This is a genomic window from Streptomyces sp. NPDC008092, assembly GCF_042957285.1.
Classification (GTDB): Bacteria; Actinomycetota; Actinomycetes; order Streptomycetales; family Streptomycetaceae; genus Streptomyces.
The window spans coordinates 481,460-503,048 of record NZ_JBIBHY010000006.1 but is presented as its reverse complement, the minus strand read 5'-3'; the positions used below and the strand labels follow the sequence as shown (position 1 = coordinate 503,048).

Here is a 21,589-nt window from a genome sequence, read left to right as displayed (position 1 = left end):
GCCGGGGGCGCACGCGGAGTGGTGCGGATTGTTATCCACCGTCACCCCGGCGTGCGTCACCCCGTCAACCGCTCAGAGCCCGTAGCGCTCCCGGGCTTCCTTCACCGCGGTCGCCTTGACCTCGCCGCGCCTGGCCAGCTGGGCCAGGGCCGCCACGACGACCGACTCGGCGTCGACGCCGAAGTGGCGGCGGGCCGCGTCCCGGGTGTCGGAGAGACCGAAGCCGTCGGCGCCGAGGGAGGACCAGTCCTGCTCGACCCACTGGGCGATCTGGTCCGGGACCTGGCGCATGTAGTCGGACACGGCCAGCACCGGGCCCTCCGCGCCGTGCAGCGCCTGACGGACGTACGGCACCCGCTCCTCGCCGCGCAGCAGGGCCGCGTCCGCCTCCATGGCGTCCCGGCGGAGCTCCGTCCAGGAGGTGGCGGACCAGACGTCGGACGCCACGCCCCACTCCTCGGCGAGCAGCCGCTGCGCCTTCAGCGCCCAGTGGATCGCCGTACCGGAGCCGAGCAGCTGGATGCGCGGGGCGTTCGCCGGCGCGGACAGCCCGGCCGACTCCGCCGTGTTGAACCGGTACAGGCCCTTGACGATGCCCTCGTCGATGCCGAGCCCGGCCGGCTTGGCGGGCTGCGGGAGCGGCTCGTTGTAGACGGTCAGGTAGTAGAAGACGTTCGGGTCCTCGCCCGGGGCCGGCTCGCCGTACATGCGGCGCAGGCCGTCCTTGACGATCGTCGCGATCTCGTAGGCGAAGGCCGGGTCGTACGACAGCGCGGCCGGGTTGGTCGCGGCGATCACCGGGGAGTGGCCGTCGGCGTGCTGGAGGCCCTCACCGGTCAGGGTGGTGCGGCCGGCGGTCGCACCGACGAGGAAGCCGCGGCCGAGCTGGTCGCCGAGCTGCCACATCTGGTCGGCGGTCCGCTGCCAGCCGAACATCGAGTAGAAGATGTAGAACGGGATCATCGCCTCGCCGTGCGTCGCGTACGCGGTGGACGCGGCGATGAAGTCGGCCATCGAACCGGCCTCGGTGATCCCCTCGTTGAGGATCTGGCCGTTCTTGGCCTCCTTGTAGTACATCAGCTGGTCGCGGTCGACCGGCTCGTACGTCTGCCCCTTGGGCGAGTAGATGCCCAGCGACGGGAACAGGCTCTCCATGCCGAAGGTGCGCGCCTCGTCGGGGACGATCGGCACCCAGCGCTTCCCGGTCTCCTTGTCGCGGACCAGGTCCTTGACGAGGCGGACGAAGGCCATGGTCGTCGCCACGTTCTGCGAGCCGGAGCCCTTGTCGAAGGAGGCGAACGCCTTGTCGGCGGGGGCGGGCAGCGGGGCCAGGGCGTGCGTACGGCGGGCCGGGGCCGGGCCGCCGAGGGCCGCGCGGCGCTCCTGGAGGTAACGCACCTCGGGGGAGTCGGCGCCGGGGTGGCCGTAGGGCACGACGCCGTCGGCGAAGGCGCTGTCCGGGATCGGCAGCTCCAGCAGCTCCCGCATCGTCTTGAACTCGTCCACCGTCAGCTTCTTCATCTGGTGGTTGGCGTTCTTCGACGCGAAGCCGGTGCCGAGGGTGTGGCCCTTGACCGTCTGGGCCAGGATCACGGTCGGCGCGCCCTTGAACTCGACGGCGGCCTTGTACGCGGCGTACACCTTGCGGGCCTCGTGACCACCGCGCGAGAGGTGGAAGCACTCCAGGATCTTGTCGTCGCTCAGCAGCTTCGCCATCTCGGCGAGCGCCGGGTCCTTGCCGAAGAAGTCGGCGCGGATGTAGGCGGCGTCGCGGGTCTGGTACGTCTGCACCTGCGCGTCGGGTACCTCGCGCAGCCGCCGTACCAGCGCACCGGTGGTGTCCAGCTGGAACAGCTCGTCCCAGGCGCTGCCCCACAGCGACTTGACCACGTTCCAGCCGGCGCCGCGGAACTGGGCCTCCAGCTCCTGCACGATCTTGAAGTTGGCGCGCACCGGGCCGTCGAGGCGCTGCAGGTTGCAGTTGATGACGAAGGTGAGGTTGTCGAGGCCCTCACGGGAGGCGAGTGCGAGCGCCGCCGTCGACTCCGGCTCGTCCATCTCGCCGTCACCGAGGAACGCCCAGACGTGCGAGGCGGTGAGGTCCTTGATGCCGCGCGCGGTCAGGTACCGGTTGAAGCGGGCCTGGTAGATGGCCGAGAGCGGGCCGAGGCCCATGCTCACCGTCGGGAACTCCCACAGCCAGGGCAGGCGGCGGGGGTGCGGGTACGACGGGAGGCCGTTGCCGCCGGCCTCCTGGCGGAAGTTGTCGAGGTGCGCCTCGGTCAGGCGGCCGTCGAGGAAGGCGCGGGCGTAGATGCCGGGGGAGGCGTGGCCCTGGATGTAGAGCTGGTCACCGCTGCCGTCCCCCTCCTTGCCCTTGAAGAAGTGGTTGAAGCCGGTCTCGTAGAGCCAGGCGGCGGAGGCGAAGGTCGCGATGTGCCCGCCGACACCGTGTTTCGAGCCCCGGGTGACCATCGCGGCCGCGTTCCAGCGGTTCCACGCGGTGATCTTCCGCTCCATCTCCTCGTCACCGGGGACGGCCGTCTCGGCGGTGGTGGGGATGGTGTTGAGGTAGTCCGTCTCCAGCAGCTTCGGCAGCGCGACGCCGTCCGCCTCGGCGCGCTCCAGCGTGCGGCGCATCAGGTACGCGGCGCGGTGCGGCCCGGCCTCCCTGGCCACGGCGTCCAGGGAGGCCTGCCATTCGGCGGTCTCCTCCGGGTCCCGGTCGGGGAGCTGGTCGAGCGCGCTCGGCTGGATGGCCTGGGGGTCGGTCATGTCGCCGCCTTCCTCAGTCGAAGGGGGTTCCCTCATCGGTAAGGGGTTCGGGGGTGCCCTTGGTCTTTGGCAGGACAGGGCAGAGGGCTCGGGTGCGAGCCCGTCGGTGACTCTAACTCCCTGATCGATGATCGATCAAAGGGTTGAGGGCAAAACCTCTCGATTCCGAGAAAGTCGGCACGGGGTGCCTTCGGCGATGGCACCGGGTGACGTGATCCAACCGACGTTTACGCAGGTGAGGCGGTGTTTGAGCGGGGGAGTGCTCTTGTGTGGGAGGGGGTGTGACGATCTCTTCTCCGCCGCGACGGTGCTCAGCGGGGACGGCGGTTTCCGGCGGTGCCGCTCGCCGTTGCGGGTGGCGGTTGTCGGTTCGGTGCCGCGCCGTGGGGGCTGATCGCGCAGTTCCCCGCGCCCCTGAGGGGGCGCTGTGGGCTCGCCCCTTTTTCTTTTCCGCCGCGACGGTGATCAGCCGGGACGGCGTTTCTCGGCGGTGCCGGGCTCACGGTCTGGGGGCGCAGCCCAGGACGTGGGACTTCACGATTTCCGCGATCCGGGGGTCGCGGCGCTTGAAGGCCGCCACCAGTTCCTCGTGTTCCTCGGCGTACGACTGCTGGACCGTGCCCAGCCAGCGGATCGACAGGGCCGTGAAGACCTCGATGCCGAGGCCCTCCCAGGTGTGCAGCAGCACCGAGTTCCCGGCCGCGCGGACCAGCTCGCGGTGGAAGCCGACCGTGTGGCGGACCTGGGCCGTGCCGTCGGCGTTGCGGTCGGCGTCGTACAGCGCAGCCACGTGCGGTTCGAGGGCCGAGCAGTCCTCGGCCAGCTGCTCCGCCGCCAGCTCCGCCGCGATCGCCTCCAGGCCGGCCCGCACCGGGTAGCTCTCCTCCAGGTCGGCCGCCGTCAGGTTCCGCACCCGCACGCCCTTGTTCGGCGCCGACTCGATGAGACGGAGGGACTCCAGCTCGCGCAGCGCCTCCCTGACCGGCGTCTGGCTGACCTCCAGCTCCGTCGCGATCCGTCGCTCCACGATCCGCTCGCCCGGCTTCCAGCGCCCGCTGACGATTCCCTCCACGATGTGCTCGCGGATCTGTTCGCGCAGCGAGTGGACGACGGGCGCGGTCATGGGAGCTCCTTAAGGGCGTTTGACGTTTAGACAATAAGGCCGGACCGTCTTTCGGGAGAGGCGCACGGGGGCGCTTTCGCGCAGGTGAGACGAGACTTACACGCGGGACGACGGTGCCCCGCCCGGAAGGACTCCGGACGGGGCACCGTGGAAACCGCTGGGGATCAGAGGCCGAGCTCGACCTCGAACTCGCCCGCCTCCAGGATCGCCTTGACGGCCGTCAGGTAACGGGCCGCGTCGGCGCCGTCCACCAGGCGGTGGTCGTAGGACAGGGTCAGGTACGTCATGTCGCGAACGCCGATCACCGTGCCCTCCTCCGTCTCGATGACGGCCGGACGCTTGACCGTGGCACCGATGCCGAGGATCGCGACCTGGTTCGGCGGCACGATGATCGTGTCGAAGAGCGCGCCGCGCGAGCCGGTGTTGGAGATGGTGAAGGTCGCGCCGGACAGCTCGTCCGGGGTGATCTTGTTCGCCCGGACCTTGCCCGCGAGCTCGGCGGTGGCCTTGGCGATACCGGCGATGTTGAGGTCGCCCGCGTGCTTGATGACCGGGGTCATCAGGCCCTTCTCGGAGTCCACCGCGATACCGACGTTCTCGGTGTCGAAGTAGGTGATCGTGCCCTCTTCCACGTTGATCCGGGCGTTGATGGCCGGGTGGGCCTTCAGTGCCTGGGCCGCCGCCTTGACGAAGAACGGCATCGGGGAGAGCTTGACGCCCTCGCGCGCGGCGAAGGAGTCCTTGGCCTGGGCGCGCAGGCGCATCAGGCGGGTCACGTCGACCTCGACCACCGAGGACAGCTGGGCCTGCTCGTGCAGCGCCTTGACCATGTTGTCGCCGATGACCTTGCGGATGCGGGGCATCTTGACGGTCTGGCCGCGCAGCGGGGAGACCTCCAGCGCCGGGGTCTTCTTCGCGGCGGCGGCAGCCGGAGCGGCGGCCACGGGGGCCGGAGCAGCGGCGGCGGCCTTCGCGGCCTCGGCGGCGGCGAGCACGTCCTGCTTGCGGATCCGGCCGCCGACGCCGGTGCCCTTGACGGCGCCCAGGTCGACGCCGTTCTCCGCGGCGAGCTTGCGGACCAGCGGGGTGACGTAGGCACCCTCGTCGACCGGAGCGGCCGGGGCCGGCGCCGGGGTGACGGGGGCGGCGGCCACCGGCGCGGGAGCCGGGGCCGGGGCGGCCGGAGCCGGAGCGGCGGCGACCGGCGCGGGAGCCGGAGCAGCCGGGGCGGGCGCGGGCGCCGGAGCCGCGGGCGCCGGAGCCGGGGCGGCGACGGGGGCCGGAGCGGCCGGGGCGGGGGCGGCCGCCGGAGCGGCACCCGGGGCGCCGATGACGGCGAGCTTGGCGCCGACCTCGGCGGTCTCGTCCTCGCCGACCGTGATCTCCAGCAGCACACCCGAGGTGGGCGCCGGGATCTCGGTGTCGACCTTGTCGGTCGAGACTTCGAGCAGCGGCTCGTCGGCCTCGACGGAGTCGCCGACCGACTTCAGCCAGCGGGTGACGGTGCCCTCGGTGACGGACTCACCGAGCGCGGGCAGGACCACGTCCGTGCCGGACGCGCCACCGGCCGGAGCGGCGGGGGCGGCGGCAGCGGGGGCCGGGGCGGGGGCGGGGGCGGCGGGGGCCTCGGCGACCGGCGCGGGGGCCGGGGCGGCCGGAGCCGGCGCGGCGACGGGCTCGGCCGCCGGGGCCGGCGCGGCGGCCGGGGCACCGGTGCCGTCGTCGATGATGGCCAGCTCGGCGCCGACCTCGACCGTCTCGTCCTCGGCGACCTTGATCGAGGCCAGGACACCGGAAGCAGGGGCCGGGATCTCGGTGTCGACCTTGTCGGTCGAGACTTCGAGCAGCGGCTCGTCGGCCTCGACGCGCTCGCCCTCGGCCTTCAGCCAGCGGGTGACAGTGCCCTCGGTGACGCTCTCGCCGAGCGCCGGAAGGGTTACGGAAACCGCCATGGTTTCGGTTGCTCCTTACGAATTGCGGAAGTCTGTGTGCAAGCGGAGTCGCTTGTGTCGACCGAGGGTCAGTCGTGCGAGTGGAGGGGCTTGCCGGCGAGGGCCAGGTGGGCCTCGCCGAGCGCCTCGTTCTGCGTCGGGTGGGCGTGGATGAGCTGGGCGACCTCGGCGGGCAGCGCTTCCCAGTTGTAGATCAGCTGGGCCTCGCCGACCTGCTCGCCCATGCGGTCGCCGACCATGTGGACGCCGACCACGGCACCGTCCTTCACCTGGACGAGCTTGATCTCGCCCGAGGTGTTGAGGATCTTGCTCTTGCCGTTGCCCGCCAGGTTGTACTTCAGAGCGACGACCTTGTCCGCGCCGTAGATCTCCTTGGCCTTGGCCTCGGTGATGCCCACGGAGGCGACCTCCGGGTGGCAGTACGTGACCCGGGGGACACCGTCGTAGTCGATCGGGACGGTCTTCAGACCGGCCAGCCGCTCCGCCACCAGGATGCCCTCGGCGAAGCCGACGTGCGCGAGCTGGAGCGTCGGGACCAGGTCGCCGACGGCGGAGATGGTCGGGACGTTGGTCCGCATGTACTCGTCGACCAGGACGTAGCCGCGGTCCATGGCGACACCCTGCTCCTCGTAGCCGAGACCGGCGGAGACGGGGCCGCGGCCGACGGCGACGAGCAGGACCTCGGCCTCGAACTCCTTGCCGTCGGCCAGGGTGACCTTGACGCCGTCGGCGGTGTACTCGGCCTTCGAGAAGAAGGTGCCCAGGTTGAACTTGATGCCGCGCTTGCGGAAGGCGCGCTCAAGAAGCTTGGAGGAGTTCTCGTCCTCGACCGGGACGAGGTGCTTGAGGCCCTCGACGACGGTGACGTCGGCACCGAAGGACTTCCAGGCGGAGGCGAACTCGACGCCGATGACACCGCCGCCGAGGATGATCGCGGACTTCGGCACGCGGTCCAGGACGAGGGCGTGGTCGGAGGAGATGATCCGGTTGCCGTCGATCTCCAGGCCCGGCAGCGACTTCGGCACGGAGCCGGTGGCGAGGAGCACGTGGCGGCCCTGGATGCGCTGGCCGTTCACGTCCACGGAGGTCGGGGAGGACAGACGTCCGGTGCCCTCGATGTACGTCACCTTGCGCGAGGCGATCAGACCCTGCAGGCCCTTGTACAGGCCGGAGATGACACCGTCCTTGTACTTGTGGACGGCGGGGACGTCGATGCCCTCGAAGGTGGCCTTGACACCGAACTGCTCGCTCTCGCGGGCCTGGTCGGCGATCTCGCCCGCGTGCAGCAGGGCCTTGGTGGGGATGCAACCCCGGTGCAGGCAGGTACCGCCGACCTTGTCCTTCTCGATCAGGGCGACGTCCAGGCCCAGCTGCGCCCCGCGCAGGGCCGCGGCGTAACCACCGCTACCACCGCCGAGGATCACTAGGTCGAAAACGGTGCTGGCGTCGTTCGCCACGTCACGTCCTCCATGCATGTGCGCCGTACGCCGGTCAACGGTGACCGCGCGGCGGCTGGTGTCCGGCCGCTCTTCTTCGGCCCTGTGGGTGGGGCCCTGTCCTGCCGAGCCCCATCTTCGCACTTGTCGGAGGTGAACGAGACGCGGGGCTGGGGTGTGAGACACCACACGCAGCGCCCCGTCAGGGGCGCGGGGAACTGCGCGATCGGCCACAGACAACCCGCAGCCGCCGCATAACCGAAAGCCCCGAGTCAATGGGCGACGGGACCCCGCCCTACCCGCGTGCGAGGTCCCGTCCACAAAACCCGACGTCAGCCCAGGTCGCCCTCGGCCGTCAGCTCCGCCAGCCGCACCAGCGTCCGCACCGCGGACCCCGTGCCTCCCTTCGGCGTGTAGCCGAAGGCGCCCCCCTCGTTGAAGGCCGGCCCCGCGATGTCCAGGTGCGCCCAGGTGATCCCCTCGCCCACGAACTCGCGCAGGAAGAGGCCCGCGACCAGGCCGCCGCCCATCCGCTCACCCATGTTCGCGATGTCCGCGGTGGGGGAGTCCATCCCCTTGCGCAGGTGCTCCGGCAGCGGCATCGGCCACGCCGGCTCGCCCACCTCCTCCGCGGCCTCGTGCACCGCGGAGCGGAACGCGTCGTCGTTGGACATGATCCCGAACGTCCGGCTGCCCAGCGCCAGCATCATCGCGCCGGTCAGCGTCGCGACGTCCACGATCGCGTCCGGCTGCTCCGCCGACGCCGCCCACAGCGCGTCGGCGAGCACCAGCCGGCCCTCCGCGTCCGTGTTGAGCACCTCGACGGTCTTGCCGCTGTACATGCGCAGCACGTCACCCGGGCGCACGGCGGTGCCGGACGGCATGTTCTCGGCCAGCGCCAGCCACCCGGTCACGTTGACCGGAAGGCCGAGCCGCGCCGCCGTGACGACGGCCGCGAACACCGCCGCCGCGCCGCTCATGTCGCACTTCATCGTCTCGTTGTGGCCGGCCGGCTTGAGCGAGATGCCGCCCGAGTCGTAGGTGATGCCCTTGCCGACGAACGCGAGGTGCTTGTCCGCGTCGGCGTGCGTGTACGACAGCTTCACCAGCCGCGGGGTGGCCGCCGAGCCGCCGCCGACGCCGAGGATGCCGCCGTACCCGTCCTTGGCGAGCGCCTTGTCGTCGAGCACCTGGATCTTGAGGCCGTGCTCCTTGGCCGCGCCCTGGGCGATCGCGGCGAACGCGGCCGGCGTGAGGTCGTTCGGCGGGGTGTTGATGAGGTCGCGGGCCCGGTTGAGCTCCTCGGAGACGGCCGTGGCGCGGGCCAGGGCCGCCTTGTGGGCGGCGTCCCGCGGCTTGCCGCCGAGCAGCACGCCGTCGGCGAGCGGCGCCCGGCCGTTCTTCGCCTTCAGGCTCTTGCCGGTGCCGGCACCGTTGTCCTTGTACGTGTCGAAGGAGTAGGCGCCGAGCAGTACGCCCTCGCCGATCGCGCCCACGGCGGCCGCGTCCTCGATGGGCAGCGCGAAGGCCGCCTTCTTGGCCCCGGCCAGCGCGCGGGCGGCGACTCCGGCCGCGCGGCGCAGCGCCTCGGCCTCGTAGTCCGCGTCCGGGCCGGGCTCGGCGCCCAGTCCGACGGCGATGACCAGCGGGGCCTTGAAGCCGGCCGGGGCGGGCAGCTTCGTCAGTTCGCCCTCGGCACCCGAGGCTCCGAGGGTCTCCAGGACGGCCGCCAGCTTGCCGTCGTAGGCCGTGTCCACGGCTTCGGCGCCCGGGGCGACGACCGGGCCCTTGGCGCCCTTGGCGACACCGATCACGATCGCGTCGGCCCGGAGGCCGGGCGCCGCTGAGGTGCTGAGAGTGAGAGCAGTCACGGTAGTGGGATCTCGCTTCCGATGTTGAGTTGCAGTGGCCGAGCGGGTGGGTCGACCGGGCCCGGGAAGCGACCCCAGGAGTTTCCTCGGGCCGCGTTGCGACCGGGGCCTTCACCCCGTCGGCGAACACCCGGGACGAGCCTACGCGTGTGTATGCGTTCGCTCATTCCTGCGGGTGTTCACCTGGGGGTGGCGTCGTAGCCACTTTCCACCGCGGCGGGACTCGGTGTACCGGGCCGTACCCGGGATGGGAGATCATCCATGGGCAGATCCCGTCGCACCCCCTGGAGCCCGCCCGGTGAAACTCCGCGTCACCCCGCTGCTCGCCCTCCCGGCCCTGCTCGCCGGCTGCACCCAGGCCCCGGCCGACGCCGGGCGCTGGCAGCCGAAGCCGGGGATCAGCTGGCAGTGGCAGCTGAGCGGCCGTGTCGACACCACCGTCAAGGCGTCCGTCTACGACATCGACGGCTTCGACCAGTCCAGTGCGACGGTCGCCACGCTGCACGGCAAGGGCCGCAAGGTCATCTGCTACATCTCCACCGGCGCCTACGAGGACTGGCGTCCCGACGCTAAGAAGTTCCCGGCGTCGGTGCTCGGCCGAGGCAACGGCTGGGAGGGCGAACGCTGGCTGGACATCCGCCGTACGGACGTGCTGAAGCCGTTGATGGCGGCCCGCTTCGACATGTGCAGGAAGAAGGGCTTCGACGCGGTGGAGCCCGACAACATGGACGGCTACAAGAACCGCACCGGCTTCCCCCTCACCGCGGCCGACCAGCTCCGCTACAACCGGCTCGTCGCCCGGCTCGCCCACGACCGCGGGATGTCGGTCGGCCTGAAGAACGACCTGGACCAGATACCGCAGCTGGTGGGCGACTTCGACTTCGCGGTGAACGAGCAGTGCGCCCAGTACGGCGAGTGCGGCGACCTGAAGCCGTTCGTCCGGGCGGACAAGGCGGTCTTCCACGTGGAGTACGAACTGCCCACGAGCAGGTTCTGCGCGCAGTCGCGGAAGCTGAAGCTGAGCTCGCTGGAGAAGAAGTACGAGCTGGGGGTGTGGCGGAGAACCTGTTGAGCGGGCCCGAGAACAGCGCGCCCCCAGGGGCGCGGGGAACTGCGCGACCAGCCCCCACCGGTCCGCAGCCGGCACACCACCTTTAGCCCCCCAGACAGAACACCACCAGCGCCGCAGTAGCCGCCACCTCCGCAAGCGCCCCGAACACATCCCCCGTCACCCCGCCGAACCGGCGCTTGCAGTGCCGCAGCAGCCCGTCCGTCGCGGCCTCCGCCACCACCACCGCGAGCAGCGCCCGCAGGCTGTCGCCCGCCCCCACCAGCGCCCCGGCCCCGGCCGCCAGCAGCATCACCGCGAACGTGACCACGGTCGCCCCGGTCTTCGGCACCACCCCGGCCACCGCCGCCCCCAGCCCCTCCGGACGGGCCGCGGGCACCCCCTCCACCGCGGCCAGCGTCAGGGCCAGCCGGGCCACCGTCGCCGCGACGACCGCCGCGAGCGCACCCCGCTGCCACCCGTCGCCGTACGCCTGGGCCAGCGCGGCCACCTGCCCGAGCAGGACGAGGACGAGGGTGACGACCCCGAACGGCCCGATGTCCGACTGCTTCATGATCCGCAGGGCGTCCTCGGCGGGCTTGCCGCTGCCCAGGCCGTCCGCGGTGTCGGCGAGGCCGTCCAGGTGCAGCCCCCGGGTGAGCACGGCCGGTACGGCGACGGCGGCGACCGCGGCCACCAGCGCACTCGCCCCGAGCACCACGAGCAGCGCACCGACCGCCCCCGCGCAGAGGCCGACCGCGAGCCCGGCCAGCGGTGCGGACAGCATGCCGCCGCGGGCCGCCTCGCGGTCCCAGCGGGTGACCTTCACGGGGAACACGGTGAGCGTGCCGAAGGCGAAGCGGACGCCTTCCGGCCAGGGAGTCGCAGAGGTCGCAGCCATCGGCGCAGGCTACCCGGTGGCCGGGAAGGGCCGCGTGCCCGGCCGGACCCGGGGCCGGGCTCCCCGCCAGGGATAAAGTGCGCACATGGGACATTGGCTGGAGCGGAACATCGTCGAGCCGGGCAAACTCCCGCTGCTGCTCGCCCTGACCGCCTTCGTCCTGACCTTCGTGATCACCCGGGTCATCACCCGGCTGATCCGCGCCGGGAAAGGCCCGTTCGGTAACGTGAAGGCGGGCGGGCTGCACATCCACCACGTGGTTCCCGGCGTCGTCCTCGTCGTCGTCGGCGGCTTCGGCGCGGTCGCCGCTTCCCGCAACGGCGTCGGCGCGGCCCTCGCCGCGATCGTCTTCGGGATCGGCGCGGGGCTCGTCCTCGACGAGTTCGCGCTGATCCTGCACCTCGGGGACGTCTACTGGACCGAGGAGGGCCGCAAGAGCGTGGAGGCCGTCGTGATCACGGCCGCGCTGGTGGGGCTGCTGCTCGCCGGGTTCTCGCCGTTCGGCGTCAACGACCTCTCGGCGGACGAACTCCAGAGCCGCGGGACCGTCATCGCGAACGTCGTGGCCAACTTCGCCTTCTCCCTCGTGGCCCTGAGCAAGGGCAAGACGCGCACCGCGATCTTCGGGGTGATCGTCCCGCTGGTCGCGATCGTCGGCGCGGTCCGGCTGGCCCGCCCCGGCTCGGCCTGGGCCCGCCGCTTCTACGGCAACCGGCCGCGCGCCCGCGCCAGGGCCCGGCTGCGCAGCTACCACCACGACCGCCGCTGGTCCCGGCTCGCCCTGACCCTTCAGGACTGGATCGGCGGCAAACCCGACCGCCCCGAACCACTGCGACTGCCCGAACGCGGCCCCGGTCCCGGTCCCGACCCCGGCCGCCGGTGACTCCACCGCCGCCACAGCCGCCGTCCCGCCGGCACCGCCCCGCACAGCGCCGCCACGGCCGCGATCGCCGCCAGGTGCTCCTTCCCGGCCAGGTTGTCCTTCAGCGCCACCTCGACCGCCATCGCGGCCGCCACCGCGCCGGCGGTGACGTAGGCGCCGTACCGCCAGCCGAGGTAGACCGCGAGCCCGACCACGGCGGCCGACGGGCCGGTGTCCACCACCAGGGCGTCCGAGGCCGGCAGCCCCAGCGGGCCGTGCGGCCCCAGCGCGATGCCCGTCCGCGCGTACAGCGTGCCCGCGAGCGTCGCGACGTACGCGATGACCAGGGTCCGGCCCCAGCCCAGGCAGACCTCGGCGATGCCGAGGACCGCCAGGATCTGGACCAGCGCGCCCCACACCGGCAGGTCCAGCGCCGGCACGAACAGCGACAGCGGAGTGCGCAGCAGGGCCGCCCAGAGCGGGTCCTCGGCGCGTACCGCTCCGACGTCCTGGACGAAGCGGTACCCCCACGACTGGTTCTGCGTGAACTGGAGCAGCGCGGTCAGGCACACCGCCCCGGCCGTCATCGGCACCGCCCGCAGCGGGCGCTTCGTCAGCGGGCCGCGCACGGTGGCGTACAGCAGCCCCCACTCGGCGCGGGCCCAGCGGGCGAGCGGCGTCATGCGGTGGTCCTCATCCCTGCGTTTCCCTCTGCGTGTCCAGGTGCCTGCGGTGCAGCCACTTCGGCAGCCCCGGCGCCTCCAGGAACCCCTCCGCGCGCGCCGACGCCAGGCCGATGCGCGGCAGGTCCGCGCTCTTCTCGAAGAGGAGGAACCGGGGTTCCCAGATGGGCCGGTACTTCGCGTTGGCCCGGTACAGGGACTCGATCTGCCACCAGCGGGAGAAGAAGCTCAGCAAGGACCTCCACAGCCGCAGCACCGGCCCGGCGCCGAGACGCGCACCACGTTCGAAGACCGAACGGAACATCGCGAAGTTGAGCGAGACCTGCGTGATCCCGATCTCCCCGGCACGCCGGAGCAGTTCGATGACCATGAACTCCATCAGCCCGTTGTCGGAGTCCCGGTCCCGCCGCATCAGATCGAGGGAGAGCCCGCCCGGCCCCCACGGCACGAAGGAGAGCAGGGCCCGCAGCCCGCCCTCCCCGTCCGTGCACTCCAGCATCACGCACCGGCCGTCCCGGCCGTCCCCGAGCCGCCCCAGCGCCATGCTGAACCCGCGCTCGGTGGCCCCGTCCCGCCAGTCGTCCGCGCACCGGACCAGGTACGACATCTCGTCCGCCGGGATGTCCTCATGGCGGCGGATCCGCACCCGGTACCCCGCCCGCCCGACCCGGTTGTACGCCTGCCGGACGGTCCGCATCGCCCGCCCCTCCAGCGTGAACTCGGCGACCTCGACGATCGCCTCGTCCCCGAGCTCCAGCGCGTCGAGGCCGTGCCGCGCGTACACGGTCCCGGCTTCCTCGCCCGCCCCCATCACCGCCGGGATCCACCCGTGCGCCCGCGCCTCGCCGAGCCACGGCACGATGGCACCCGGCCACGCCTCCGGATCCCCGATCGGGTCCCCGGAGGCCAGCGACACCCCGCCCACCACCCGGTAGGCGACCGCCGCCTTCCCGGTGGGCGACCACACGACGCTCTTCTCCCGCCGCAGCGCGAAGTACCCGAGCGAGTCCCGCTCACCGTGCCGCTCCAGCAGTTCCCGCAGCCGCTTCTCGTCGTCCTCGGTGATCGGGTCGACGGCGCGGCGGGAGCGGAAGGCGGCATAGAAGACGGCGAGCACGAGGAGCGTGCTGAGCACGTTGATGGCGACGTTCACCCAGTTGGGCGGCGCGATGTACGGGAACCGGGAGGGGTCGGCGGCGACCGACACCAGGCGCAGGGTGCCGTAGTGCCAGCGCTCCAGGAACGTCGAACGCGCGGCGTGCGGAGCCCGGTCGGTGGCGGTCACGAGGAGGGCGGCGAACAGTGAGGCGGCGAGACCGCCGGCGACGGCGACGGTGGCGGCGAGGCGCGGGTTCGACCGGTCGCCCTTCGCGTAGAACTCCCGCCGCCCGACGAGCAGGGCCACGACGAAGGCGGCGGTCAGCACGATCGAGATCCAGTTCTGCGCGTAGCGCCGGATCTCCGGGAACGCCATGGCGAACGCGAACAGCGCGAGGAAGAGCCCGCTCAGCACCAGGTTGAGGATCCAGGCCGCCCGCTTCCGCCGCCGCATGGTGACGGCGAGGAACGCGGTGAACACGCCGGAGGCGAAGCCGGCCGTCAGCAGGTACGGGGTGAAGAAGTTCTCCTGGTTGTGCCGCCGCACGTCCTGGCCCAGCGACAGCCACACCCCGCTGAGGAAATTGACGAAGGCGACGGTCCGCAAGTACCAGACGGCAAAGGCGGCGGCCCGCTGGGAAACCCCGGTACCCCGCCGCCCCGGCCCACGTCCATCACACCGCTCCACGGCAATTCGGACATCTCCCATGGAGAGCGATCATATGGGCGCCCTTGCCTCAAACCCCGCCGCACGCACCCTTTTTCAGCCGGACGCATACGGGGTCCGGCGGTCTTGCCGTCGCCGGTCCCCGTCCTTGGCCGGCTTCACGCTTGCGCCGGTCTCTTCTTTCCGCCGCAACGGCGATCAGCGGGGACGGCGCATCCCGGCGGTGCTGTCCCGGTCGTGGCCAAGGGTGCGCTCCCGGCGGTGCTGTCCCGGCCGTGGCCAGGGGCCCGCTACTCCTCCGGCTTCTCCTCGGTCTCGGGCTCGGCCCCGGGCTGCTCCGGCTTCTCCGGCAGCTCCGCCGCCAGCGCCGCCGCGGCCTGCACCAGCGGCAGCGCCAGCAGGGCGCCCGTGCCCTCGCCGACCCGTACGCCCTGCTCCAGCAGCGGCTCCAGGGCCATCCGGTCCAGCGCCTTCGCCTGCCCCGGCTCCCCGCTGTCGTGCCCGGCCAGCCACCAGTCCGGCGCCCGGAACGCGATCCGCTGCGCGACCAGCGCACACGCGGCCGCCACCACCCCGTCCAGCACCACCGGCAGCTTCCGCACCGCCGACTGCAGCAGGAACCCGGTCATCGCCGCGAGGTCGGCCCCGCCGACCGTCGCCAGCAGCTGCAACTGGTCCCCGAGCACCGGCCGAGCCCGCCGCAGCGCGTCCCGGATCGCCGCACACTTCCGCATCCACGCGAGGTCGTCGATGGGGAGCCCGCCCCGTCCGGTCACCACGGACGCGTCCGTCCCGCACAGCGCCGCGACCAGGACGGCGGCCGCCGTGGTGCCGCCGACGCTGACGTCGCCGAGGACCACCAGATCGGTCCCCGAGTCGGCCTCCCCGTCGGCCAGCGCGACGCCCGCCCGGAAGGCCGCCTCGGCCTCCTCCAGGGTCAGCGCGTCCTCGATGTCGATACGGCCGCTGCCCCGCCGCACCCGGTGCCGCACGACCTCCTCGGGCAGCGCCTCCGGGTCGCAGTCCAGCGCCATGTCCACGATCCGCACCGGCACCCCGAGCCGCCGGGCAAGGACCGCCACGGGGCTGGCGCCCTCCAGGACCGCCCGCACCAGCAGCTCCGCACTGCCCGCGGGCCGCGCCGAGACGCCGAGTCCGGCGACGCCGTGGTCGCCGGCGAAGAGCAGCACCCGCGGCCGTTCCACCGGTCGCACCGGTACCGAACCCTGCGCGGCGGCCAGCCACTCACCCAGGTCGTCGAGGCGGCCCAGCGACCCGGGCGGCACGGTCAGCCGCTCCCGGCGCGCCTCGGCGTCACGGCGCACACCGCCGTCGGGGCGCTCGATCAGATCGGTGAAGTCGTCGAGATTAAGCGAGCTCATTCGCCGAACAGTACCGGCACCCGACGAACGGTTAGGTGCCAGATCGCCACCACACCCGCACGGCGCCTTGGCAGGCAAGATCGGTATCCCATACGTTCCGGTTTGCAGTGGATTGCGTTCAGGGAGTACAGGGAGCACAGGGAGCCGCCCATGCCGCCGCGCAAGCCCGAACTCGCCCCGGGCCCCAACCGGTTCCACGAGCCGCGCCGCGAGGACTGCCCCTGGTGCGGCTCCAGGCGCCTGCGCACCCGCCTGCGCACGCCCGACCTCCTCCACCACCGGCCGGGCACGTTCACCGTCGACGAGTGCCGGGACTGCGCCCACGCCTTCCAGAACCCCCGGCTGTCCCCGGCCGGCCTCGCCCTCTACCACCGGGACTTCTACGACGGCCGCCTGGAGGACTACACCGACCGCCTGCACGCCACCCGCGCCGGCCGCCGCCGGCACCGCGCCGCCGCCCGCGTGATGCTGGCGCTGCCGGAACCGGAGAGCTGGCTGGACGTCGGCACGGGCCACGCCCACTTCCCGCGCACGGCGAAGGAACTCTTCGCCTACACGTCGTTCGACGGCCTGGACCCGACCCTCCGCGTGGGGCGCGCCCAGACCGAGGGCCACATCGAGGAGGCCCACTGCGGCTACCTGGCCGCGCCGGAGGTGCTGGCCCGCCTGCGCGCCCGCTACGACGTCGTCAGCATGTTCCACCACCTGCAGCACACCCCCGACCCGCGCGCCGAACTCCGCGCCGCGCTCACGGCGCTGCGTCCCGGCGGCCACGTCCTCATCGACGTCCCGGACCCGCGCAGCGCGTTCGCCAGGCTCCTCGGCAAGTGGTGGATCCCCCACGGGCAGCCCCGCCATCTGCACCTGATGCCGCTGGCCAACCTCCGGGCGGAGCTGGAGTCCCAGGGGTGCGAGATCCTCAGCACCGACCGGAAGTCGGCCCACACGCCGTACGACATCTCGGCGGCGCTCGGCCTGGTGCTCGGCCGGCTCCTGCCGAAGCGGTGGCTGCGGGCGGCTGCGCCGCTGGTCGCCGTGGCGCGACTCGCCGACCACGCCCTGGCTCCGCTGCTGCGCAGGACGCCCTTCTCGAACGCGTACCGGATCGTCGCGAGGAAGGGGCGCTGACGGCCGGTCGCGCGGCTGCGGGCCGGTGGGGGTTGCTCGCGCAGTTCCTCCCCCAGCCTTCGGCCGGGGGGACCCCCAGCGCCCCTTACGGGGCGCTCCTCAGCCGTGTCTCGTACAGCCGCGGGCAGTCGTGCCGCTGGGGCGGCACGGGTGGGCGCGGGCGGCACCCTGCAAGCGCCGGTAAGCGTCCCCCCCCCGCCCCGCCCCCACTCACCTCAGCACCACCACCTGCCCCGCCACCACCAGCACCACCTGCTCGCACTCGCCCGCGAACGCCGCGTTCAGCCGGCCCAGTTCATCCCGGTACCGCCGCCCCGACGCCGTCGCCGGCACGATGCCCGACCCGACCTCGTTGGACACCGCGACCACCGTCCGCCGACTCGCCCGCACCGCCTCCGTCAGCTCCCGCACCCGCTCCCGCAGGGCCTTCTCCCCGCCCGACGCCCACTCCGTGTCGTCCCACGCCCCGACGGAGTCCATCGCGTCCGTCAGCCACAGCGACAGACAGTCGATCAGCAACGGCGGCCCGTCCTCCGTCAGCAACGGCACGAGGTCGCACGTCTCCGTCGTACGCCAGGACCCCGGCCGCCGCTCCCGGTGCACGGCCACCCGCTCCGCCCACTCGGTGTCCCCGCCGCGCGTGCCGCCGGTGGCGACGTACAGCACGTCGGGGAAGGACTCCAGCCGCCGCTCGGCCTCCACGGACTTCCCCGACCGGGCCCCGCCCAGCACCAGCGTCCGGCGCGGTACGTCGGGCACGTCCTCGTACACCCCCACCGTCAGCGTCGTCCCGTCCGGTACCGCCCGCGCCCCGGCCGCCGCCAGGCGACGGCGCAACTCCGGGCCGGGCGGCACGTCGTGGCCGAGATGGACGGCGACGACGTCCGTGGTCGGCCCGGCCGAGCCGGCCGCCCGCAGCCGCGCCAGCGCGTCCGGACGGCCGACGACGTCGAGCAGCACCAGGTGGTACGGGTCCGCGGTCCCGTTCTCCAGCCCGGCCTGCGCGCCGCCCGGCGGCAGGTACAGCAGCCGCTGCCCGTCGGGGCCGGTCACCGCGTACCCGGTGCCGCCCGCGTCCATCGCCACCGCCCGCACCCGATGCCCCGTCAGCAGCGCCAGCTCCCGCCCGTCCGGCACCCGCCCCGGCTGCGGCAGCCCGGCCGGCACCTCGACGGCGGGCCCGTCGTGCGGATGCGACAGCAGCACCTGCCGTACCCCGCCGAGGGACAGCCCGGCCCGGGCCGCCGCGAACGCCACGCCCGGCGTCAGATCGAGCAGCAGCGTCCCGTCGACGAGCACCGCGGTGGCCGCCCGCGCCTCGGCCCCGACGGCACACGAACAGGCCGCACAGGGACAGCCGGGCTGAGGCAGCCCCGCAGGAGCACCGGTACCGAGCAAAGTCACTTCCACGGACCGATTCTCACCCGTCCTGGCGGTTCTCGCTGAGGCGGGCGTCGGCGGTCACGCGCCCCAAAGGGGCGCTGGGGGTCCCCGGCCGAAGGCTGGGGGAGGAACTGCGCGATCAACCCCCACCGGGCCCGCACACAAGCCCACAACCAGCGGAGTTTTCGTCGACGCCCTTATACGATGCACCGGTTGGATCAAAGGAGGCCACATGGCGGCATGGACATGGCGATTCGAAAAGGCCGACGGGACGGAGGTCCAGCCCGCGGTGGAGCCCGAGGAGTTCACCACGCAGGGCGACGCCGAGTCGTGGATCGGCGAGCAGTGGAAGGCCCTGCTGGCCGGCGGCGCCGACCAGGTGCGGCTCTTCGAGGACGCCACCGAGATCTACGGCCCGATGAGTCTGCACGCCGACGAGTCCTGAGACGTGCCGGTCCGGGGCGGCCCTCGCCGGCCGCCCCGCCGTCACCGGGTCACTGCTCGCCCAGCGTCACGTCCACCGTCCTGCTGACGCCGTCCCGGCTGTAGGTCACCGTCGTCTTCTGCCCCGGCCGGTCCACGGCGAGCGACTCGGCCAGTGAGGTGATGGTGGTGATGTCGTCGCCACCCAGCGCGGTGATGATGTCCCCGGGCCGGATGCCCGCCTTGTCGGCCGCGTTGCCGTGCTCCACGGTCACCACCGCCACCCCGGCCGGCTGGTAGTTCACGTCCACGACCGTGCGCCCGGCGATGCCCAGCGCGGCCCGCCCCGAGTCGGTCACCTTGCCCTGCTTGATGATCTGGTCGGCGACCGTCTTCACCATCGACCCCGGGATGGCGAACCCGATCCCGGGCGCCGCGCTGCCGCCCAGGTCGGGGTCGTTCGCGGCGAGCGTGGGGATGCCGATGACCCGGCCGTCCAGGTCGACCAGGGCGCCACCGCTGTTGCCGGGGTTGATGGCCGCCGAGGTCTGCACCATGTTGGGGATCGTGGCACCCGTACCGCCGCCCGCCGTGTTCTCGCTGACGGTCCGTCCGGTCGCCGACACGATGCCCTCGGTCACGCTGGACGACAGCCCGAGCGGCGACCCCATGGCCAGCGTGATCTGCCCGACCTGGATCTTCTCGGTGTCCCCGAAGGCGGCCGGCTTCAGCCCCTCCGGGATCCTGTCGAGCCTGATGACCGCCAGGTCCTGCTGGGGGTAGGAGTACACCAGCGTCGCGGTGAGCGGTTCCTCCGTGTTGGCGGTCGTCACCTTGAACTTCTTCTCGTTGCCCACGACATGCGCGTTGGTGACGATGTGTCCGTTGCCGTCGTAGACCACGCCCGAGCCCAGGTCGCTGCTGGCCTGGATCTGCACGACCGACGGCAGGACGTCCTTGATCACCTTCTGGTACCGGTCCTGCAGGTCCGTCGCGGCCAGGGGGACGGCCGTCGCCCGGGCGGCCCGGGCGGCCGAGGTGTCCTCGGCCGCGCCGCCGCCGAAGGCGGAGCATCCGGAGGCCAGGGCCAGGCAGCAGGAACCGAGCACGGCGGCCGTACGCAGGGTCCGGCGGGCGGGGGAAGCGTCCATGTCCCGAGTCTCACCGCGGTGGTGACGCTCCGGCTCGCGCTGCTGGCCCGAACGAGCGGCGCCCGGGTGCGGTCAGCCGCGGACCCCGCACAGGTGCAGCAGCGCCGCGACCGCCCGGTACGGATCGGTCCGCCCGGCCCGCTCCTCCGCCGCGAGCAGCGTCTCCAGGTCGGCCGGTGCCCCGGCGTCGTCCGCCGCGGTGTCCGTGAACACCCTTACGCCGTACCAGGACTGCAGCGGGGCGCCGATGCCGGCGAGCGCACCGGTGAGGGTGCTCAGCCGGTCGGCCCGGACGTCCAGGCCCAGCCGGTTGCGGTAGGAGAGGGTGTCGAAGGACTCCAGGGCGCCCGCCCAGTCCCCGCTCAGACCCGCGCGCATGGCCAGCGCGTCGGCGTTGCGCACCAGCAGCGACAGCAGCCCGCCCGGGGCCAGCATCCGGGCCAGCCCGGCGAGCAGCGCGTCCGGCTCCTCGACGTACATGAGCACCCCGTGGCAGAGCACCACGTCGAAGCTGCCCGGCAGGAAGTGGACACCCGTGTCCCGCCCGTCGCCCTGGACGATCCGCACCCGCTCGCGGATGCCGTCCGGCTCGGCGGCCAGGGCCTCCCACGCGGCCGCGACCATCGCCGGTTCCCGCTCGACACCGGTCACCTGGTGGCCGGCCCGGGCCAGCCGCAGCGCCTGCGTGCCCTGGCCCATCCCCACGTCGAGCACCCGCAGCCGCTGCCCGACCGGGAACCGCCCGGTTATCTGCTCGTCGAGCTGACGGGCCACCAACTGCTGCCGTACGACATCACGCAGCCCACCCAGCCTGTTCAGCCAGGCCTTCGCCGCACCCCCGGAGAACGGCTCTGTGCTCAGGGCCGCTCTCCGCGCTTGACCTGCGGCTTGGGCAGCCGGAGCCGGCGCATCTGGAGGGAGCGCATCAGGGCGTAGGCGACGGCGCCCTTCCTGTTCTGGTCGGGGAAGCGCTCGGCGAGGCGCTTGCGCAGCCGCAGGCCGCTGATCACCGCGTCGAGCACGATCAGCACGATCACGACCAGCCACAGCAGCAGCGCGATGTTCTTGATCGCCGTGTTGTTGACGACGCTCATGACCAGGATCACCACGGCCAGCGGCAGGAAGAACTCCGCCACGTTGAAACGCGAGTCGACCCAGTCACGGGCGAACCTGCGGACCGGGCCCTTGTCACGGGCCGGCAGGTACCGCTCGTCGCCGGTGGCCAGCGCCTGGCGCTGCCGGTCCATGGCGGCGCGTCGGTCGTCGCGCTGACGCTTGGCGGCGTCCTTGCGCGTCGTCGGCGTACTGGCCACGCTGCGCCGCTGGGACTGGGCCTCACTGCGCTTGGGCGTGGGCCTGCCCTTCGGGGCCTGCGGGTCACGGGTCTCTTTGGAGTCGGTCACGGCCGCCTTGTCGGCGGAGGCCTTCTCATCCTTGGCACGGCTACGGAACACAAAACCCAAGGGTACGGGGTCATGGGGTGTGGGCCCTAGTCCGGCGGGGAACGATCCCGCAACGCCAGTCGTCTCCATGGGGGGGGGGGACAGAGGGGACGTTGCAGGCGCTTCGCTCAGGGGGACACCTACTACCTGTGCCGGAGCGGAGCTGTCGGTAGTCGTCCTTGGGGATGAGCGCATCGGTCCCCGAACAGTGCGGTAATGGAGGCAGGGCCCGTACTGTGGGTTCTGTCGCAGGATCTGTGAGCT

General features: G+C 72.5%; 17 protein-coding genes. 4 read left to right on the top strand and 13 right to left on the bottom strand.

Features of this window, described 5'->3' with window-relative positions; all coding sequences use genetic code 11:
* Window positions 1-72: 72 nt before the first annotated feature.
* From aceE to ACFZB3_RS22180, 5 genes are all read right to left on the bottom strand, one after another.
* Window positions 73-2,775 carry a pyruvate dehydrogenase (acetyl-transferring), homodimeric type gene (gene aceE / locus ACFZB3_RS22200; RefSeq protein ID WP_391377502.1) on the bottom strand — a complete coding sequence of 901 codons (2,703 nt, stop codon included), beginning with the start codon at window positions 2,773-2,775 and terminating at the stop codon, window positions 73-75.
* A gap of 499 nt (window positions 2,776-3,274) precedes the next feature.
* Window positions 3,275-3,898, bottom strand: a complete 624-nt coding sequence (locus ACFZB3_RS22195) for an FCD domain-containing protein (RefSeq protein ID WP_391377500.1) — start codon at window positions 3,896-3,898, stop codon at window positions 3,275-3,277.
* Between the two features lie 164 nt (window positions 3,899-4,062).
* Window positions 4,063-5,850 (bottom strand): 2-oxoglutarate dehydrogenase, E2 component, dihydrolipoamide succinyltransferase, encoded by a 1,788-nt coding sequence (gene sucB, locus ACFZB3_RS22190; RefSeq protein ID WP_391377498.1) that lies wholly within the window; start codon window positions 5,848-5,850, stop codon window positions 4,063-4,065.
* A gap of 68 nt (window positions 5,851-5,918) precedes the next feature.
* Window positions 5,919-7,307, bottom strand: a complete 1,389-nt coding sequence (lpdA, locus tag ACFZB3_RS22185) for a dihydrolipoyl dehydrogenase (protein ID WP_391377496.1) — start codon at window positions 7,305-7,307, stop codon at window positions 5,919-5,921.
* A gap of 311 nt (window positions 7,308-7,618) precedes the next feature.
* Window positions 7,619-9,157, bottom strand: coding sequence for a leucyl aminopeptidase (locus tag ACFZB3_RS22180; protein WP_391377494.1), 1,539 nt, complete (start codon window positions 9,155-9,157; stop codon window positions 7,619-7,621).
* 247 nt (window positions 9,158-9,404) lie between these two features.
* On the opposite strand from ACFZB3_RS22180, the gene ACFZB3_RS22175 reads away from it, so the two are divergent.
* Window positions 9,405-10,229 carry an endo alpha-1,4 polygalactosaminidase gene (locus tag ACFZB3_RS22175; protein ID WP_391377492.1) on the top strand — a complete coding sequence of 275 codons (825 nt, stop codon included), beginning with the start codon at window positions 9,405-9,407 and terminating at the stop codon, window positions 10,227-10,229.
* A gap of 82 nt (window positions 10,230-10,311) precedes the next feature.
* Here ACFZB3_RS22175 and ACFZB3_RS22170 read toward each other — a convergent pair whose 3' ends face one another.
* Window positions 10,312-11,106: an adenosylcobinamide-GDP ribazoletransferase gene (locus ACFZB3_RS22170; protein WP_391377490.1), complete on the bottom strand. Its 795-nt coding sequence runs from the start codon at window positions 11,104-11,106 to the stop codon at window positions 10,312-10,314.
* Between the two features lie 85 nt (window positions 11,107-11,191).
* Between ACFZB3_RS22170 and ACFZB3_RS22165 the strand changes: the two genes are divergently transcribed.
* Entirely contained in the window at window positions 11,192-11,989 is a 798-nt protein-coding gene (locus ACFZB3_RS22165; protein WP_391377488.1) for a hypothetical protein, read from the top strand.
* On the opposite strand, the gene ACFZB3_RS22160 is transcribed toward ACFZB3_RS22165, so the two are convergent.
* The 3 genes from ACFZB3_RS22160 to cobT form a co-directional block, all read right to left on the bottom strand.
* Window positions 11,896-12,651 (bottom strand): hypothetical protein, encoded by a 756-nt coding sequence (locus tag ACFZB3_RS22160; protein WP_391377486.1) that lies wholly within the window; start codon window positions 12,649-12,651, stop codon window positions 11,896-11,898. The two genes, ACFZB3_RS22165 and ACFZB3_RS22160, sit on opposite strands and share 94 nt — an antisense overlap.
* 10 nt (window positions 12,652-12,661) lie before the next feature.
* Entirely contained in the window at window positions 12,662-14,458 is a 1,797-nt protein-coding gene (locus ACFZB3_RS22155) for a phosphatidylglycerol lysyltransferase domain-containing protein (RefSeq protein ID WP_391377484.1), read from the bottom strand.
* 248 nt (window positions 14,459-14,706) lie between these two features.
* The gene (gene cobT / locus ACFZB3_RS22150) at window positions 14,707-15,798 is read right to left on the bottom strand and encodes a nicotinate-nucleotide--dimethylbenzimidazole phosphoribosyltransferase (protein ID WP_391377482.1); all 1,092 of its coding nucleotides are present in this window, start codon (window positions 15,796-15,798) and stop codon (window positions 14,707-14,709) included.
* Window positions 15,799-15,948: 150 nt separating this feature from the next.
* Here cobT and ACFZB3_RS22145 point away from each other — a divergent pair, with 150 nt between their 5' ends.
* Window positions 15,949-16,926: a methyltransferase domain-containing protein gene (locus ACFZB3_RS22145; protein ID WP_391377480.1), complete on the top strand. Its 978-nt coding sequence runs from the start codon at window positions 15,949-15,951 to the stop codon at window positions 16,924-16,926.
* Window positions 16,927-17,136: 210 nt separating this feature from the next.
* Here ACFZB3_RS22145 and ACFZB3_RS22140 read toward each other — a convergent pair whose 3' ends face one another.
* A complete protein-coding gene (locus tag ACFZB3_RS22140) occupies window positions 17,137-18,336 on the bottom strand; it encodes a bifunctional adenosylcobinamide kinase/adenosylcobinamide-phosphate guanylyltransferase (protein ID WP_391377478.1) in 1,200 nt (399 codons plus the stop codon).
* 205 nt (window positions 18,337-18,541) lie between these two features.
* Between ACFZB3_RS22140 and ACFZB3_RS22135 the strand changes: the two genes are divergently transcribed.
* Window positions 18,542-18,754 carry a hypothetical protein gene (locus ACFZB3_RS22135; protein WP_093503930.1) on the top strand — a complete coding sequence of 71 codons (213 nt, stop codon included), beginning with the start codon at window positions 18,542-18,544 and terminating at the stop codon, window positions 18,752-18,754.
* Window positions 18,755-18,803: 49 nt separating this feature from the next.
* On the opposite strand, the gene ACFZB3_RS22130 is transcribed toward ACFZB3_RS22135, so the two are convergent.
* The 3 genes from ACFZB3_RS22130 to ACFZB3_RS22120 all read right to left on the bottom strand — a co-directional run bounded on the left by ACFZB3_RS22130 (window position 18,804) and on the right by ACFZB3_RS22120 (window position 21,415).
* On the bottom strand, window positions 18,804-19,883 hold the full coding sequence (locus tag ACFZB3_RS22130) for a trypsin-like peptidase domain-containing protein (RefSeq protein ID WP_391377475.1): 1,080 nt from the start codon (window positions 19,881-19,883) through the stop codon (window positions 18,804-18,806).
* A 72-nt stretch (window positions 19,884-19,955) separates the two neighbouring features.
* Window positions 19,956-20,657: a methyltransferase domain-containing protein gene (locus ACFZB3_RS22125; RefSeq protein ID WP_391377473.1), complete on the bottom strand. Its 702-nt coding sequence runs from the start codon at window positions 20,655-20,657 to the stop codon at window positions 19,956-19,958.
* Window positions 20,658-20,740: 83 nt separating this feature from the next.
* Complete coding sequence (locus tag ACFZB3_RS22120) at window positions 20,741-21,415, bottom strand: DUF3043 domain-containing protein (RefSeq protein WP_391377471.1); 675 nt, start codon at window positions 21,413-21,415, stop codon at window positions 20,741-20,743.
* Window positions 21,416-21,589 lie beyond the last annotated feature (174 nt).